The organism is Pseudoalteromonas sp. OF5H-5 (genome assembly GCF_021530695.1).
Lineage (GTDB): Bacteria > Pseudomonadota > Gammaproteobacteria > Enterobacterales > Alteromonadaceae > Pseudoalteromonas.
The window spans coordinates 145,706-161,938 of record NZ_JAKGBF010000010.1 but is presented as its reverse complement, the minus strand read 5'-3'; the positions used below and the strand labels follow the sequence as shown (position 1 = coordinate 161,938).

Annotated in this window: 11 protein-coding genes; 6 read left to right on the top strand and 5 right to left on the bottom strand. The window is 45.7% G+C overall.

Annotated features, from left to right (window positions below; translation table 11 throughout):
- The first annotated feature begins 394 nt into the window (after window positions 1-394).
- Entirely contained in the window at window positions 395-4,957 is a 4,563-nt protein-coding gene (locus tag L1271_RS15670; protein WP_235368248.1) for a tetratricopeptide repeat protein, read from the top strand.
- The gene (locus L1271_RS15665) at window positions 4,954-5,322 is read left to right on the top strand and encodes a hypothetical protein (RefSeq protein WP_235368247.1); all 369 of its coding nucleotides are present in this window, start codon (window positions 4,954-4,956) and stop codon (window positions 5,320-5,322) included. The genes L1271_RS15670 and L1271_RS15665 overlap by 4 nt, the downstream gene beginning before the upstream one ends.
- A 71-nt stretch (window positions 5,323-5,393) precedes the next feature.
- Here L1271_RS15665 and L1271_RS15660 read toward each other — a convergent pair whose 3' ends face one another.
- Window positions 5,394-5,981 (bottom strand): OmpA family protein, encoded by a 588-nt coding sequence (locus tag L1271_RS15660; protein ID WP_442960396.1) that lies wholly within the window; start codon window positions 5,979-5,981, stop codon window positions 5,394-5,396.
- On the opposite strand from L1271_RS15660, the gene L1271_RS24945 reads away from it, so the two are divergent.
- The 4 genes from L1271_RS24945 (at window position 5,929) to L1271_RS15640 (ending at window position 9,924) form a co-directional block, all read left to right on the top strand.
- Window positions 5,929-6,039: a hypothetical protein gene (locus L1271_RS24945; protein ID WP_442960395.1), complete on the top strand. Its 111-nt coding sequence runs from the start codon at window positions 5,929-5,931 to the stop codon at window positions 6,037-6,039. The genes L1271_RS15660 and L1271_RS24945 overlap by 53 nt on opposite strands.
- Before the next feature lie 121 nt (window positions 6,040-6,160).
- The gene (locus L1271_RS15650; protein ID WP_235368245.1) at window positions 6,161-8,065 is read left to right on the top strand and encodes a S9 family peptidase; all 1,905 of its coding nucleotides are present in this window, start codon (window positions 6,161-6,163) and stop codon (window positions 8,063-8,065) included.
- Between the two features lie 144 nt (window positions 8,066-8,209).
- Window positions 8,210-8,611: a hypothetical protein gene (locus tag L1271_RS15645; protein WP_235368244.1), complete on the top strand. Its 402-nt coding sequence runs from the start codon at window positions 8,210-8,212 to the stop codon at window positions 8,609-8,611.
- Between the two features lie 203 nt (window positions 8,612-8,814).
- The gene (locus L1271_RS15640; RefSeq protein ID WP_235368243.1) at window positions 8,815-9,924 is read left to right on the top strand and encodes an alpha/beta hydrolase-fold protein; all 1,110 of its coding nucleotides are present in this window, start codon (window positions 8,815-8,817) and stop codon (window positions 9,922-9,924) included.
- Between the two features lie 51 nt (window positions 9,925-9,975).
- Here the strand turns inward: L1271_RS15640 and L1271_RS15635 are convergent, their stop codons facing one another.
- From L1271_RS15635 to L1271_RS15620, 4 genes are all read right to left on the bottom strand, one after another.
- Window positions 9,976-11,922, bottom strand: a complete 1,947-nt coding sequence (locus L1271_RS15635; protein WP_235368242.1) for a winged helix-turn-helix domain-containing protein — start codon at window positions 11,920-11,922, stop codon at window positions 9,976-9,978.
- Window positions 11,923-12,034: 112 nt separating this feature from the next.
- Window positions 12,035-12,910, bottom strand: a complete 876-nt coding sequence (locus L1271_RS15630) for an HvfC/BufC N-terminal domain-containing protein (RefSeq protein ID WP_235368241.1) — start codon at window positions 12,908-12,910, stop codon at window positions 12,035-12,037.
- The gene (gene bufB, locus L1271_RS15625; protein ID WP_010603745.1) at window positions 12,910-13,860 is read right to left on the bottom strand and encodes an MNIO family bufferin maturase; all 951 of its coding nucleotides are present in this window, start codon (window positions 13,858-13,860) and stop codon (window positions 12,910-12,912) included. The genes L1271_RS15630 and bufB overlap by 1 nt, the downstream gene beginning before the upstream one ends.
- A 13-nt stretch (window positions 13,861-13,873) precedes the next feature.
- Window positions 13,874-16,201, bottom strand: a complete 2,328-nt coding sequence (locus L1271_RS15620) for a ferritin-like protein (protein ID WP_235368240.1) — start codon at window positions 16,199-16,201, stop codon at window positions 13,874-13,876.
- Window positions 16,202-16,233 lie beyond the last annotated feature (32 nt).

Genomic DNA, 16,233 nt, shown 5'->3' with positions numbered 1-16,233 from the left:
CAAAAAATTAGCCTATTTATGAATGTTTTTGTTCTCATTGATTCAAGTGTTTTGATACTTATCAAGCTTCAATCTAAATTTTTCAGAATTGATGTGAATAGTGATGGGTATCAGTGTTAGTTTGTGCTGGTCTGGACCGAACAACCCCGCATCATTACCGGCGCAGATATCCTCGGCCGGCTGTTAAAAGGCACCGGGGAAGTGGCGGCGCAAGCTCAGTCCGAGTGTGGTTTACATAAATTCTCCAGCTATGCGGCAGCACTTGCATCAGATTGTAAACAAAACCAAGTGGTGATAACTTAACTTTAACAACGCTTATTTTTGGCGATTCAGCTCTATTAAGAGGCGTATTTGGAAGGATAAACCGCTCACAACACTATGTTTAAGAGGGACTATGAAACTGATAATTAATGCCATCGATGACACCACCCTCAGCCTGTTGGTCGACGATGTGTTAGACCCACTAACCCGACACCTCACACTGCGCCCGGAAGACAGCACTTTGCTTAACACTCTTTGCGACAGTTATCAACGCGCAGCACACAGCCTCGACAGCATGTCGCTGCTACGCAGTATTGGTAATCAGTTGTTTGAACTGTTAAATCAGCATCCGGACGTTATTCAGAAATGGCTACACAGTGCCGGAGGACGCCAGTTAGAGATACAAACAACCGCCGCTGCTGGCTCACTCCAGCCCTTATTGCTTAACCTGCCCTGGGAAGTGTTGGTGTATGAAGATCAGTTTCTGGCTGCCGACACCACCTTATACGAAGTGCTGCGCCGGGTTGGTCAGCCTACACAAACAGCGCCCACAGCCCGGTATAAAGATCTGACACTGGCCTTTATGGCGGCTGACCCGGACTTTGCCAGCGAGTTGCACTACGAAGCCGAGGAGCGGGCTATCCTGCTGGCCACACGCAAAGCGAAGAACCTTAACCTGTGGGTAGAAGAGAGCGGCAACCTGGACAGCCTGACTCAGCGCATTGCCGAGGCCGGGCACTGTGACATGATCCACCTCTCCTGCCATGGCGGTTTTGATGACACCCGGAAACAGTTTGCCTTACAGCTTGAGGACGACCATTACGGCGCGTGTCATACCACGGCCAGCGATTTTCAGGGTCTGAGCGCACACATACAGGGGGTGTTTTTATCGGCCTGTCAGAGTGCAAAGAGCTCCGATACCGCCAGCTTTGCACTGGCACTGGTTAAGATGGGGATTGCTAACGTCGTTGGCTGGGATGGTTCGGTCCGGGACGATGATGCTACGGCTTTTTCGGCGCACCTGTATCAGGCGTTACTACAACAACTCAGCCTGCCGCAGGCCTGTGCTATTGCACGTCATAAGCTATTACTTGAACACTTGCAGGGCAATGACTCACCCCACTGGCACCTGGGCCGGGTATATCTGAGTGGCAACGGTGGCTGGCCGCTCATCGACGGCACACAAGCAGCCAGTCCAAAGCGCCGGGGCAAACACTGCTACGACGTGCTGGATCGCAAAAAGCACCTGGTACCGGTTGCCAGTAAAGAAACCTTTGTTGGCCGGCGCGTACAAACCAAACAAGCACTGAATGCTCTGGCAGATACCCACAAGGCTGGCGTTCTGCTCACCGGTATTGGCGGCACCGGCAAGTCGAGCCTGGCGGCCCGGATAGTGCATCGTATGGAGCCGCAATACAAGGCGGTTATTATTTATCAGGACTACAGCGAAGTGGCCATACTCAGTGAGCTGAAACAATTTGTCACCGGGCCTGAGCGGCACACCGCGTTTCAACGCTATCTGAATGACATCAAGCAGAACCCAGGCTTTTTCACTGATAACCTGGTCGAAATCCTGGAACAACACCTGGCAGAGCAGCCCGTGATTGTGGTCGTTGATGACCTGGAGCAGCACGTACTGGAACCTTTATCCAGCGACACCGGCGCTCAAAAACCCAACGTAAAGCCACGTTATCTGAACGTGCTGCGCGGTGTGGTCAACGCCTTTGCCCAGGCCGACACCCACTCGCACTTACTGATGACATCACGCTATGCCTTCTCACTGGCCGATGAGTACGGCGGTGATTTGAGCGACCTGCTGCACCAAATAGACGTGCCCGACATGAACGCACTTGAACAGGAGAAGCACTGGCTGGCCCTGCTGCAAATTGGCGTGTCGCAGGGCGAGCGAGACAAAGCACGCGACTATCAACTGTTAGCGCGTATCTGGCAAATCTGTCAGGGCAATCCGGGCCTGCAGGATTTGCTCTATCAGCCTCTGTTAAAAGGCGAATATGCCATACTGGAACAAGCCATTGCCCGGTTGGCAAATTACCATGCAGCCATGCCCTGCGCAGACTTTAACGACGACGTTGACAAATACTTACAGCGCATCGCCCTCACTGCCTATTTTGATGCCCTCACCGACACAGAGCAAGCCGGGCTCAACGTACTCAGCCTGTTCGACTTCCCGGTACCGGAACATATGTTTATTCAGGCAGGTCCGCTGCTGGGCATAGATGCCCCGGAGCGGGTATTACAAAAGCTAAGCAATCTGGGGCTGCTGGTGCACTGGCAAGGCGAAGGACTGGATCAGCATATCAGCTGCTACGGCCTGGCACGTAAAATCCTGCCGCCGCTGTCACAACAAGACAAAAACCATATTGCCCAAATATGTGCAAACCAGCTTTGGCATACCTGGTTTAGCGACTTTTTACACCAGTATAAGGTTCCCCCACAAGACAGCTTACATGCCAGCATTTACTATATACTCATTCATCACTTTCCCTCGAGATATCAAGGTGAGATGCCCTTGCAGTCGGCGCTGGCTCAGTCGCGTATTGCCCACTTGCAGCGCCTGTGTCTGAAAAACTGTCTGGCAGACTGGGGCAGTTTGGACTTTAGTGCGGGCGAGTTGCTGGACCTGTTGGAGTTATCGATGAGCCTGAACACATTTGAAAAATTACGTGTCGCCGCCCATGCTATTTTCAACTTGAGCATTACACAACTAAAAGACCTCAACCACGTATTTGTAGAGGAGCGTGATCAATTCAAAGAGCTGGCCAAAGAGTTTCCTCAAGACATAATACACCTTCTTTTGACCCAATTTGGCACCCGAACCGAGCTACTTAAAACCGGGTACGAAACATATTTTGGCAGCTTGAGCGATGACTTTAAAAAAGTGTTCGATACACTGAATATAAACAATGAAGAGGAACGCTACATTGCCCAGCTCAGGCTTGCCAAAACCCCCGCCGAGCAAGCTGAGACGTGTAGTAAATATGCCCTCTTCCTTGCTGACCAAAAACAGGATTATGAACAGGCCGAGACCTTCTATCAACGTACCATTAAGACCGACCCTGAGAATGCCGGCCACTTAGGTAACTACGCTAACTTCCTTGCCTACCAAAAGCAAGATTATGAACAGGCCGAGACATTCTATCGACGTGCCATTAAGGCCGACCCTAAGCATGCCAACCACTTAGGTAACTATGCTTACTTCCTTGCAAACCAAAAACAGGATTATGAACAGGCCGAGACATTCTATCAGCGTGCCATTGAGGCCGACCCAAAGCACGTCAACCACTTAGGTAACTATGCAATCTTCCTTGCTGACCAAAAACAGGATTATGAACAGGCCGAGACATTCTATCAACGCGCCATTGAGGCCGACCCAGAGCATGCCAACAATCTAGGTAACTATGCCGTCTTCCTTACAGACCAAAAACAGGATTATGAACAGGCCGAGACATTCTATCAGCGTGCTATTGAGGCCTACCCAAAGCACGCCGACAATCTAGGCAGCTATGCTCGCTTCCTTGCAAGCCGAAAACAGGATTATGAACAGGCCGAGATCTTCTATCGACGTGCCATTGAGGCCGACCCAGAGCACGTCAACCACTTAGGTAACTATGCAATCTTCCTAGCTAACCAAAAACAGGATTATGAACAGGCAGAGACATTCTATCGACGTGCCATTGAGGCCGACCCAAAGCACGCCAACAATCTAGGCAACTATGCTCGCTTCCTTGCAAGCCGAAAACAGGATTATAAACAGGCCGAGACATTCTATCAACGCGCCATCAAGGCCGGCCCTGAGCATGCCGGCCACTTAGGTAACTATGCCCTCTTCCTTGCTTACCAAAAACAGGATTATGAACAGGCCGAGACATTCTATCAGCGTGCCATTAAGGCCGACCCTAAGCATGCCAACCACTTAGGTAACTATGCTTACTTCCTTGCTAACTACAAACAGGATTATGAACAGGCCGAGACATTCTATCGACGTGCCATTGAGGCCGACCCAAAGCACGTCAACCACTTAGGTAACTATGCAATCTTCCTTGCTGACCAAAAACAGGATTATGAACAGGCCGAGACATTCTATCAACGCGCCATTGAGGCCGACCCTGAGCATGCCAGCAACCTAGGTAACTATGCCGTCTTCCTTACAGACCAAAAACAGGATTGTGAACAGGCCGAGACATTCTATCAGCGTGCCATCAAGGCCGACCCAAAGCATGCTAACTGCCTGAGTAACTATGCCAATTTGCTGCAACATATCAGACAAGACTACCAACAGGCGGAAGAATTCCATCTGCGCGCCCTTGAGCTTGAACCAACGGACGCTAACTTTTTGAGCAACTACGCGCAACTGCTATTTATTACTCAGGGGGCTGAGTGCGCTTTGCCTTACCTTGAACAGGCAGAAAGCCAGCCTGATTTGTCTTTGCCGTTGCAATTAGAAATGGCATTCTATCGTTATGCCCATTGCCCACCCTACGAATTGGCACCGCTTAAGCGGTTATTGCTGTCGACGGTGCGCGTACCCGGCTGGTGGCTGTTGCCTAATGTCGAGCGCGCGCAAGCTGATGGACACCCCCATAGCGATTTACTGCATCAGCTTGCTTTAGTTGCAATGGATACACAAACAATAGACATCCTTGATTCATACCCAACATGGAAAGAAACACAATGACAGAGACACTTGCAATTCAGATCCCTCAGGATCAACCAGAACTGGAGGCCGCTATCCTCACTTTTTTACAAGAGGAATACCAACAAAACGCTCAGTTTCAGGACACCCAACACAACCCCGCACAGCATAAAGATGCTGGACTGATGGAGCTGCTATGGCAGGTGGTGCAGATCGTTGCCGTGGTAGAAGGAGGACTACAATTTGCTGAACGGGCCAAACGGTTAGAGCGGGTGAAACAACTGCAGGCCGTGATCCAGCGCGTGGGCAAACCTGTCTATTTAAAGGTCAAAGATCAGACCATTGACTTGTATCATAAGTCAGCCGACCAGATTATGAACCTGCTGGCTGGCGATAAAGACAAATAACCATGTAGGTCAGCGGCGCATCATTTGCTGCGCCGCACTTCAGTGTAAGATATTCGCAGTATTAGCGAACACTACGACGCCTGATTGGGGATAATCTTGATCTCCACGCGGCGGTTTTGTGCTTTGCCCTGCTCGGTGTTGTTGCTGGCCACAGGTTGAGATTCACCCATCCCCTGCGCGTGTATACGTGCCGGGTTTATCTGGTAGGACAGCAAAGACTGCTTCACGCTATTTGCCCGTTGCTCTGAAAGGGTTTGGTTGAACCCGGCTGAACCGGCCGAGTCGGTGTGGCCAGTGATGGTCAGAAAGGTTTTGTCGTACTTTTGCATCACACGGGCAATCCCCTGTAATGTATTGTTAAAACCCGGGCTGATGGCCGACTGGCCGGTGGCAAAGGTGATATTGGCAGGCAGCACAAGGCGCATCTGATCGCCCTCACGCACCACTTCTACGCCGGTACCTGCAAGCTCTTCGTTAAAAGCCGCTTCCTGTTGATCCATGTAATTGCCAATGGCTGCACCGGCAATGGCACCTACCGCCGCGCCTTTGTCTGTATCTTTGCAATTGTTAGAGTCGCAAAAGAGCATACAGGAAATTGCTATCGAGTTGGGGTACGCTTCTGACTCTGCGTTTGTGCAAGCGTTTAAGAAATTATTCAATCAAACACCGAGAAAATACCGAATTGCCAACTTACAGCACAACGTAAATTTATTTTGAGCAACTTCTGCTGCTTTTAGGTTACCTGTACTAGAGACGAAAGTATCTTATCGCGAATGCTTTTAAGTTCTTCTCGCTTTATGTAGTCTAGGTGGAATTTGATTATTGGAGGCATTTCGCGATGTTGCGAATTCTTTTATGTGCTAGCTTAGGATTAGCACCAAGTTTTGGGTTAGTTGCCAAAGAGGTAATGACCCCAGACAAGCTTTGGCAAGTAAAGCGCGTAAGTGCGCTTGGGTTATCTAAAGACAAAACCCATGTGATTTATCGAGTTACAACGCCTAGTGTTGAAAACAATGACTTTGATAGCAAAGTTTATCAAGTGCCGTTAAAGGGTGGGCTGTCCCAGCTTTTAAGCGCATATCAAGGGATATTGTCAGACGACAACATTTCGCCAGATGGCAGCAAAAAACTATTTCATGACACCGTCAATGTTGAAGCTGTGTTGGCGACGGATAGACATAAAGCACTTACGCAAGCAGATGCTTATGTGTTTGATGATTTAAATTACCGCCATTGGGATACCTGGAAAGACGGCAGTGTTAAACACGTGTTCTATCAGGACCTGACTACTGAAGAAAAAGTCGACATCATGAAAGGGATGCCTTTTGATAGTCCGACGTCACCATTTGGTGGTTCAAGCGATTATGTTTGGGGCCCTAAAGGTGAAAATATCTACTACGTCAGTAAAAAGCTGACTGGCGCAGAATATGCGAGCAGCACCAACACAGATATTTATCGTTATAACTTGGCCAGTAAGAAAACCACCAATCTAACCGAGCAAAACTTGGGTTATGATAAAAGCCCAGAGTTCTCATCCACAGGGCAGCTGGCTTTCTTACGTATGGATGAAGCGGGTAACGAGGCGGATAAAAATGACATTATCGTTAAGTTGGGTGACAGAGAAGTCAACTTAACTGCGCACTGGGACGGCACGGTAAGCAGTTTTGAGTGGAGTCACGATGGTAAGCATATTTATTTTATTGCACCAATTGACGGGACAATCCAGCTATTTCAAGTAGCGGTGAGCAGCAAAACCAAAGCCAATCCAAAAATTCAGCAGCTAACTAAGGGCATGTTTGATGTAAATAGCATTGTCGCTGCCCTAGACGATCAGTTAGTTGTTACTCGCAATAGCATGAATCAAGCAAAAGAGATCTTCCGCTTTGATCTGAATAGTAAAAAGCTTGTTGCGCTGACAAATGTGAATGAGGCGTTTTATGCTGATTTGGATTTACCGAACGTTGAAAAGCGAATGGTGAAGACAAAAGACGGCGAAGACATGCTAACGTGGGTTATCTACCCACCTAATTTTGATAAGCGTAAGCAATATCCAACGCTGTTATACCTTCAAGGTGGTCCACAGTCGCCGTTATCACAGTTTTATTCCTTCCGCTGGAACTTCCAAGTGATGGCATCACAAGGCTACATTGTGGTTGCGCCAAACCGTCGTGGTATGCCTGGACACGGTGTGAAATGGAACAAAGATATCAGCCAAGATTGGGGTGGTAAGGTAATGCAAGATTACCTTGACGCTATCGACGATGTTGCGAAAGAGTCATACGTTGACAACAAACGTATCGCGGCAGTTGGCGCAAGCTTTGGTGGTTATTCTGCGTTTTACTTAGCTGGCAATCATGATGGTCGTTTCAAAACCTTTATCGCGCACTGTGGCATTTTTGATTTGCGCAGTATGTACGGCACAACCGAAGAAATGTTCTTCGTGAACAACGAATTGGGTGGCGCGTACTGGGAGCAAAACAATGCAGCAATCAGCAAGGCATACAATCAGTTTAACCCAATCAGCTATGTGGATAAGTGGGATGCGCCGATGTTCGTGATCCATGGTGGTAAAGACTACCGTGTACCGCTGAGCCAAGGAATGCAAGCCTTTCAAGCTGCTAAACTACGTGGCTTGAAAAGCCGTTTTCTTTATTTCCCTGAAGAAAACCACTGGGTACTGACACCGCAAAACGGAATAGTCTGGCAGCGTGAATTCTTCAAGTGGTTAGAAGAAACTTTATAATTGATGTCACTACTAGTTAAGAAAATGCCAGATCGCACAGTGTGTAGTCTGGCATTTTTGTTTTGCAGTTTAACCTTGGTGCTGTGCTAGTATTGGTGTGCCCAAAAATTGAATTAGTCAACGGAAAATAGAAGGAAAAGTTAAATGATTAAAAGGATAATAAGTGGTTTTTGGTTACTTATGTTGGCTGTGAATACACAGGCAGCTGAAGAAGCGTTAACGATTGATAGTGTAGTGCCTAACAATATGGAACTGGCTTTTCCGAATGATGCCAATATTTACCCAGATATCAGTGACTTCAAGGCACTTAACGCGGTACTGATGAGTAACGAAAACGGTGAGCGCTGGGCAATGATCACGATTAAAAATCAATCGAGCGGGCGTCGGACATTAACACAAAAACACCTGCTGGCACTAACAGCAAACGGGCAAAGGATCGCGCCGATGAAGCTTTCTGAAAGCTTTGATGGCGGAGAAACGCTTTCACTCACACTGGCTTTCGGTGAGAACAAGTTTCCGTTGCTTAACGTGTATACGCGAAATTAATAAGCCTTAGTAGCATCACTTTTTACAACCATAGTCACTGTGCTAAACGTTGCGACTTAGGTAACCATGTTTGTTAGCACCTGATATTTAGCCTCTGACAAACTCCGATAGATCCACATCAGCAATTCATCAATTAAAAATAAGCAATGTATCAAGTTTTAAAAGTTTTTATTTCATAAGCTTACCCAAAAATGGAGAAAAGCATGAAAATACTTTTAAAAAGTTTGATGTGGTTAAATTGCGCGTTGTTTGCGTTAGTTACTCACGCTCAGATAGCCTCAAAATTACAGCATATCACTGTGAGTTCAAAGTTAGTGGGAGGGCCTGTTGATGTACAAATATATTTGCCTTTTGATTTTGATGTTAACCGAAAAGAGCCATACTCAACGCTTTATACAACTGCGGGAGAGAGCCGTTTTGATGTACTGAAAGCTGAAGTGGACTGGCTGAGTCACACTAGTTTTTCACCTATCCCGCAACTTGTGATCGTGCGAGTGCCCAAATTGAGTTTTGCTGGGGCTGACAAGTTATCTGACCAAGCGTATTTTGCCTTGCTAGCTCGCGTGTTAGCAAGTGAAGTTGAACCAACACTAATACGGCAATTTAATCTTTCGCCGTTTAAAGTCATTGAAGGGTACTCAAGCAGGGCGGCGATTGCCTTGAACTTATTAGGAGAAATGCCCGGGTATTTCCAAGGTGCAATATTGTCTGCGCCAATTTGGAGTCACCTCCCCAAGCTACTAAAAGAGGATATTAGTGACAGCATCACCAAGGGCAAGCTCACCAATAACCTATATATCAGCCTTGGCAGCTTTGACGAAAATAGGCCGTTTTTTGCTGCGCTCGCCGTTTCAAAACGACACCAACATTTGATGTTGGAAGACTTAAGTCAATATCATTATCATGTAGGCGCACAGCTAGCGCTAAGACATGGATTACAACATATTCTTGGCGCAATAAAGCTTCAAGATTATGCTCAATTTGAAAAATTAGGTCTAAAGGGGTTGCGAGAATATCACCAAAAACTAGAACAGCACTATGGGTACTCGATTGATATTAAGGCCAATCAGCTTGCTCTAGGGCAATATTTATTTGCGCAAGGCAATACAATACTTGGAAAAAACGTGCTTGATGAACTACTTGCGACTATGCCTAACTCTGTAATTTACAATTTACGTTATGGACAGACTCTTTTGAATGCGGGCGATACAACACAAGCAACACTTCAGCTAAAGCGTGCCTTGCTGCTAGCAACAGAGCAAAAAAATGAAGAAGCCAAGCAGTATATTGAACAAGTATTGTCTCGGCTTTAGCGTTATTAAGAGTAATATAAAGGTGGCGCACATGTGTGAGCCACCTTTATATTAGCGGTTTTCTGGTTCTGTTATTTTTACTTTAACTTGGTTTGCGCTAAGTGTTTTTGGTGAGTCAGCTAAAACCTTAAAAGGATGTAGTTGAACATCTGTGATCAAGCGAGTCTGCTCGTCGGATTTGCCCAATGTATCCAAAACTTGCGTGTTGATGTTATAGCGCCAGATAGTCGCCTGTTTGTCGGGAATAATCAGCTCATTCCCACGTAGGTAAAAACGCCAATGCAATGTGATTTTGTTTGTTATTGGCTGTGGTTTGAGCGAATTGTTGACGAGTACTTTTAAGTTTGGCTCATCTGGTGTGGCTATATAGACAGTACCGTTTTGCTGTATTTGTGCCCAGTGAACCTGCCCCTGATAAAGTGGCTGTTTATGGTTGGTTACAGGGTCGAAAAGTACTAGCTGTTCATCGCCAAGATCATTGATGAGAAGGTAGTTACTTCCTTTTATTTCAATTGATTGCATTATAATTTGCTTTTCAAATAAAGCAGGAAAAACTTCAACGCCAGTGACTAAATTGATTTTCAGTAAACTTTGTTTTGATGCTGCCCACAATTGTTTACCATCGGCTGTCCAAACAAAAGACGAAATATGTTTGTTATGGGTGAGCGGGATCTCTTGCTGTTCTTGCTTTAACCAAACTTCATTGGTGCCTGTACGATTAGAGAGAAATGCAATGGCATTTCCACTTGGTTGGAATTGCCCTGATAGCTCGTCGTAGTGGCTGATTGTAAGTCGGCTTGTAGAGAGGTTGTCTTGAATATTAATCTGCTTTTGTTCTCGAACTAGTGTCGCTAAATAGCTATTACCTTTAATGTATTCAGTGATGTAAAACGATTCTGAGCCGATTGCCGGAATGGCTTGTACAAGCTTGAGGTTTTGAAAAATATAGAGCGCAGATGCGGTTGAAAGTATGTGTGTTGTATCTGGCCCTTCTACTAACATCAACGAACGGTCTAATTCTACATCAGACAATTTTTCTTGTTGAAGAAGAAAAAGCTCGTTTTCTTTGCTAATCATATAACTAGAGAGATAAGCCTCTTCTTCTGGATCTTGGGTGAGTAAAGTAAGTTGATCCTCATTAAATGAGGACGCTAAAATTGTTGCTGCTATAGGTAAAGAAGTAAATGTGACTGAGTCTGAGTGCGGAGTAAAAAGGGCATACTCGTTATTGGCGATAAGTAACACTTGATGACCAACCCAGTAGGCTTGCCGCACTTCGTTATTTAAGCAAGGAGAGATCACTTTTCTGGCAGCAAATCTTGGTAACACGACGATAGCTTGATGACACTTAGCTTGTGATTTTGTTTTGCGTGTTTCAATGAGTACTGCTTTTTTACCCTCTTTGTTAAGCTGAGGTTTGCCAACAAAATCCAATGCACGGGTAACTAACTTAGTTGTTTGGAAATCCAAATCCTTTACTTTTAGTTCCGCTGCTTGCGGTGTTCTGGCCACATATAATAACCTTCTACCTGAGGTGAGTGTCGCAGTGCTCTCCAACTCCAATCCGTAACTTACAGGTGTAACCTCTGAAAGTTGGAAATTAGCTTTTGGCATAGTTGAATAGCTAAACAATATACCGAAGAGGATGATGAAACCTGCGAAATAGAGAGCACAGGTTCTCAGCTTTTGGCTTAAATTAGTATGCTGCTCCCCAACCTGTAAACGATAGCCCTTTTTATGAAAAGTCTGGATAATACGTTTATCACTATCTCCAAGTAGTTTTCTAAGCTGAGCGATGCATCGTTGAAGGGCATTTGGGGCGACGACGGTATTTTGCCATACAGAATTAAGTAGGTGCTCTTGCGTAACAAGCGTGCCACGATGTTGATACAGTATTTCAAGTACTGCCAGCACCTTAGCCTCTAATTTGATTGTCTCATCAAGGTAGGTAAGTTCACCCGTGGCTAAGTCTAGCTTACGGTTATTGATTGTTATCATTATTATTTGGGAGCAGCAGTCGATACAGCTAGTCTATCTTGTATTGGATATAAAAATAACCCATCAAGGTTTATTTCACTTTATTAACTGAGCCATTATTTAGAAAATTGGATCACTGGGGCACTGGTTCATTTTGTAACGTAAACAGCCCCATATTACTAGCGCTTGGCAGCCAAACTGCTAACTGCGATTGCAGCGCTTGTTGATCCAAGTTTAGGTGGTTAGCGCTGTAGGTTACCGCTTCTTGATAGCGTAGCGGTTTGTCTCTCAGATGTAGTAATAAGTCTGCTTGCCAGTCATTCAATACACTCATTTTGATGCGATATTGTTGGCGCGATATTGCAATATACGTTTGCTCAGGCGTTGGCAAGGTGTACGGCTTTGCTTGCTCAAGCTGGGTTATAAGCGGCAGCAAAGGGTAATCGGTTTGAATAAGCTGTACTGATTCTGGCACCGACATGACAAAATTTTCTGCGATACCGCAAAGGAGCTCAATCTCGTTTATTACTGCAGTTGATTGCTCGGTTTCCGGTCCTGGTTTTAACAGTGCAAGCGCTTTGGCTCTTTCAAACTTAGCCAGCTCTGAAGGCAAGCTAAACATAGCTTGCTGGTGGGCATTAAAATCACCGGTGGGTTTAGTGTGTGCTAAAAAATCAGCGAAGCGCGAGCCTAGTTGATGTAGTGTCCAAGACTTAGAGGGTAAGGTGACGATAAAGGCTTTGGCGAAGGTGTCGAATACTTCGTCGCCCATAAACTGGCGAAGTAGTGCAAACTCTCCCCGAAGACATTCGACTAAACGCATCACATAGCCTGCAGCATAGATGTCTACTCTTCTCATGGCTCCCAGTGTTTTACTACTTTTTACACAGTCATGCAGCGTTAAACCATGCGGATTTGCAGCGGTATTGAGTTTTTGTGGTAGGTCGCCTCGCACCATTAAAACGGTGCTAAGCCACTGCTGAGTTTGCGTTAAGTCTGGCGTTTTCATTATGTTAATTCTGCTCGCTCTTTGACGATTGGAGTTGACAGCGCGTTGGTGTTAGTAATTGTATCTTGTTTTGGAATATGCCCTGCCAGTACCAGTTTTGCTTTGCTTAACTCATCAACGAGTTCAGGAAAGCTGGGGATATTGGCATCCCATTCAAGTAAGGTCGACACGCCACCCGTTAACTGCTGCGCCAGTTGATAAAGCTGCCAAACCTTGGCGGGCACTGGTTGGTCATGAGTGTCTATCAAACAATCACCGCAGTCGCTAGGACCGGCTAGATGGATTTGAACGATGTGCTCATGGGGGAGTTGACGAATAAACGCTTCAGCGTCAAAACCATGGTTAAAGCTACTAACAAAGACGTTGTTTACATCCAATAGCATGCCGCAGCCTGTTGCGGTGACTAACTCACTAAAGAACTCGCTTTCAGTGAGGGTTGAATGTTGAAATTCAAGGTATGTTGATGGGTTCTCAAGCACCAAAGGTCGCTCTAAAAAATCCTGTACTTGATCAACACGGTTGATAACGTGTTGTAGGCTTTCGTCAGTTAACGGCATAGGTAGGAGGTCGTGACTATTCAAACCAGCAACGCCTGTCCAACACAAATGATCAGAAATAAGCTGTGGCTGAACAAACTCGCTTAGCGCTTTGAGTTTGCCTAAGTATTCAAAGTTAAGAGGGTCGCTGCTACCAATATTCATTGACACACCATGCATCACTAGCGGGTATTGTTCCTTTAACTGAGCGAGCACATGCCGACCATAGCCGTGATTATCTATATAGTTTTCACTGATGATTTCAAACCAGTCAACATCAAGCGATGCTCCGCGTTCCAATTGAGACATGATAAAGGGATAGTGCTGGCTTCTCAGGCCAACACCAAACCCTAAGTCGGTTAGTTTTTCGATAGCGGACGCAGCAAGCTGCTGCGTCCGAATTGGATTTGTCATGCTATCTTTCCTATCAAGTTGATGGAGGAAGTGCTAGACGAATATCTGAAGGTTTTGGCTTCTCTTTAGGTTCGCCATCTTCGTTCAATAAACCATTGGCATTGCAGTATGCTTGCCAAGCAATATCGTATACGGCATCCCCTTGTTTATAAGGCATAAGCACATGATCTGCAGATTGATCTGTTGGGGCTTGTTGGCCTTTCGGATAAGTGTAATCAATAGCAGAGAAGGTGTTATCTTTTAAGTTAAACTTAAATAGTTGCATATCGTATTCTTGGTCTTCACCAGAAAGTTCAGGGAAGAGTTGAGAGGCTGAGATAGGCACTGCACACCCACCCAAGTTATTACACTTATTATCTGCAGGTGCACTTTTTGGCCCTGTTGATACGCTACCACCACAGCTACCGCCGGGCGTTGTGCTATGAACAAAGCCGCAACCACCTTGTGCTTTACAATCATTACTGCCTTTACAACTGTGATATACCTCAGGAGGTGGTAAGTCATTCGAACCTATGTTGGTATAGCTCATTCCTTGGCAGGCATGATAAAGGGTGTTCGGATTTTGTGGGGCGATACCCGTTACTAAATCCGGCGCAATTCCCGTAGTTGCCCAGCAAATCGAGATCCTATCGCCAGAGCCACCCATCGCAGGGCCCGGAAATTCACTGGTCTTACCAGACCAATAACGATCAAGTGCAGTAGTTAGACCTTTAATTGTGCCTACCGCAGATTGACTGAATAATTGATGCGTATTGCCAATATTTGACGAGAGTTTAAGGTTGTTAAGCGCTTTTACTACACTGCTGACGCAAGGTAGATTTGGGTTTTGCTTAGCTGCTTCATCATCGCCGTTGGGGTCCAATAACGCCTCATTCCAGCTATTACCCTCAGCAAACCAAGTTGACCAAGTCATGTAACGTTCGTCTGGTTGACTTGAAGACTTCTCAAAGTCGACAATGAGCCTCATGGTATCGGTAAATATTTGAAAGTGATCTTTGTATTTATTAGTGATCCGGGCACACGCCGAACCGGAAATTGGACCCTCACCGCAGCTTGCGGGATAATCCGCCTTCAATGCTTCTGCACTAGGTTGAAACTTCTCTTCTACGGTGCTGAGGTGGGGATCATCCGCTTCATCCGCTTTCGCTGCTAGGAGGTTTTGTGCCCATTTCTCATCAGCCCAGCGTTTACAAATCATTTCTGCCACACCATCACCTTCACCTTGATCAGTAATGGCATTTACATTATTCATTAACGCTTCTTTTAAAACAGTATGATCTTCTTTTACGTTGAGAGAGCCCTTAATACCTGGGAATTGTGGCTGATAATCTTTATTACCAGGGCGCTCATTAAAATAGTCGCGCTGAATGGTTGCATAGTCGAGCAAGCTTGTGCCATCGTCATACTGGATCTGGATATAATCCCAATAGCTGAGGTACATGTGTCCAATCGAGCCAAACAGCGGCAGGTTTTTCTCAGTGTAATCTGGTTTCCACCAGTCATAAGGTGCCTGCTCAAAATATTTTGGCCGTTTTGTGTCTTTGTTTGGTTCTAAATATTGCTCTTGGATAATTTTCTTTGCGTTTTCTTCCGTTTCTTCAATCAACATAAAGAGTAGTGTCTGCTCTTTGTTGAGTTCAGTGGCATTAACGCGTAGATCTTGTAACGTTTTACCTGGGAAAATTTGTTTGAAGTAAGCTTGAATCTCAGGGCTCAGTTGCGACAAGTCTTTGGTACAGTCAGCAAAGTCCAAAATATGTGGAATACCACTTTGGTTGTTGTAGCATTTCCAACCATAGTTTTCATCAATCAATGCCGGACTTGTAAAGCTTGGTGTGAGTCCCAACTTACTTGCCATATTGGAAGCAAGCTGTAAATGGAGCATTTCTTCAATGAAAACACTATATACGCCATTAAAAACTTGCTGATTGATAGTTAATCTAAACTTATCCGACAAATCGCTGGGTTTACTATCACTAACTAACGTATTTATATCGAATAACGGCGCGAGATCAACGTCATATTGGCTACGGCGCTCTTCCGGGATATATCCAGCTGTTGGACCAAGTCCTGGCCAATAACGTCCTGGATAAAGGTTTGATGAATCAGCGATCGCATGGGTGCCTTGAATGGAATAAAGGCCTGTCATGTATAAAGGGATAGTGAATAATTCTACATTTATTGCGGCTTGTGCTATTGCCCTAAGGCAAGATAAATCAGCGTTTTTGTATTTACTTGCGCGTGCTTTTATTTGCTTCTTTTGTGTACTGCTGAGGATGATGTTGGTGTTGAGCTCTTTGTTTATTTCTAAAGGCTGACTCTCTTTATTCTGCACATTCATAGCTTGCTCCTTAATGACGGTGGACTTGCTGC

Bases quoted from the DNA above. Each gene is read 5' to 3' on its own strand.
- L1271_RS15670 (WP_235368248.1), top strand. From the start codon at position 395: ATGAAACTGATAATTAATGCCATCGATGACACCACCCTCAGCCTGTTG.
- L1271_RS15665 (WP_235368247.1), top strand. From the start codon at position 4,954: ATGACAGAGACACTTGCAATTCAGATCCCTCAGGATCAACCAGAACTG.
- L1271_RS15650 (WP_235368245.1), top strand. From the start codon at position 6,161: ATGTTGCGAATTCTTTTATGTGCTAGCTTAGGATTAGCACCAAGTTTT.
- L1271_RS15645 (WP_235368244.1), top strand. From the start codon at position 8,210: ATGATTAAAAGGATAATAAGTGGTTTTTGGTTACTTATGTTGGCTGTG.
- L1271_RS15640 (WP_235368243.1), top strand. From the start codon at position 8,815: ATGAAAATACTTTTAAAAAGTTTGATGTGGTTAAATTGCGCGTTGTTT.
- L1271_RS15635 (WP_235368242.1), bottom strand. From the start codon at position 11,922: ATGATAACAATCAATAACCGTAAGCTAGACTTAGCCACGGGTGAACTT.
- L1271_RS15630 (WP_235368241.1), bottom strand. From the start codon at position 12,910: ATGAAAACGCCAGACTTAACGCAAACTCAGCAGTGGCTTAGCACCGTT.
- bufB (WP_010603745.1), bottom strand. From the start codon at position 13,860: ATGACAAATCCAATTCGGACGCAGCAGCTTGCTGCGTCCGCTATCGAA.
- L1271_RS15620 (WP_235368240.1), bottom strand. From the start codon at position 16,201: ATGAATGTGCAGAATAAAGAGAGTCAGCCTTTAGAAATAAACAAAGAG.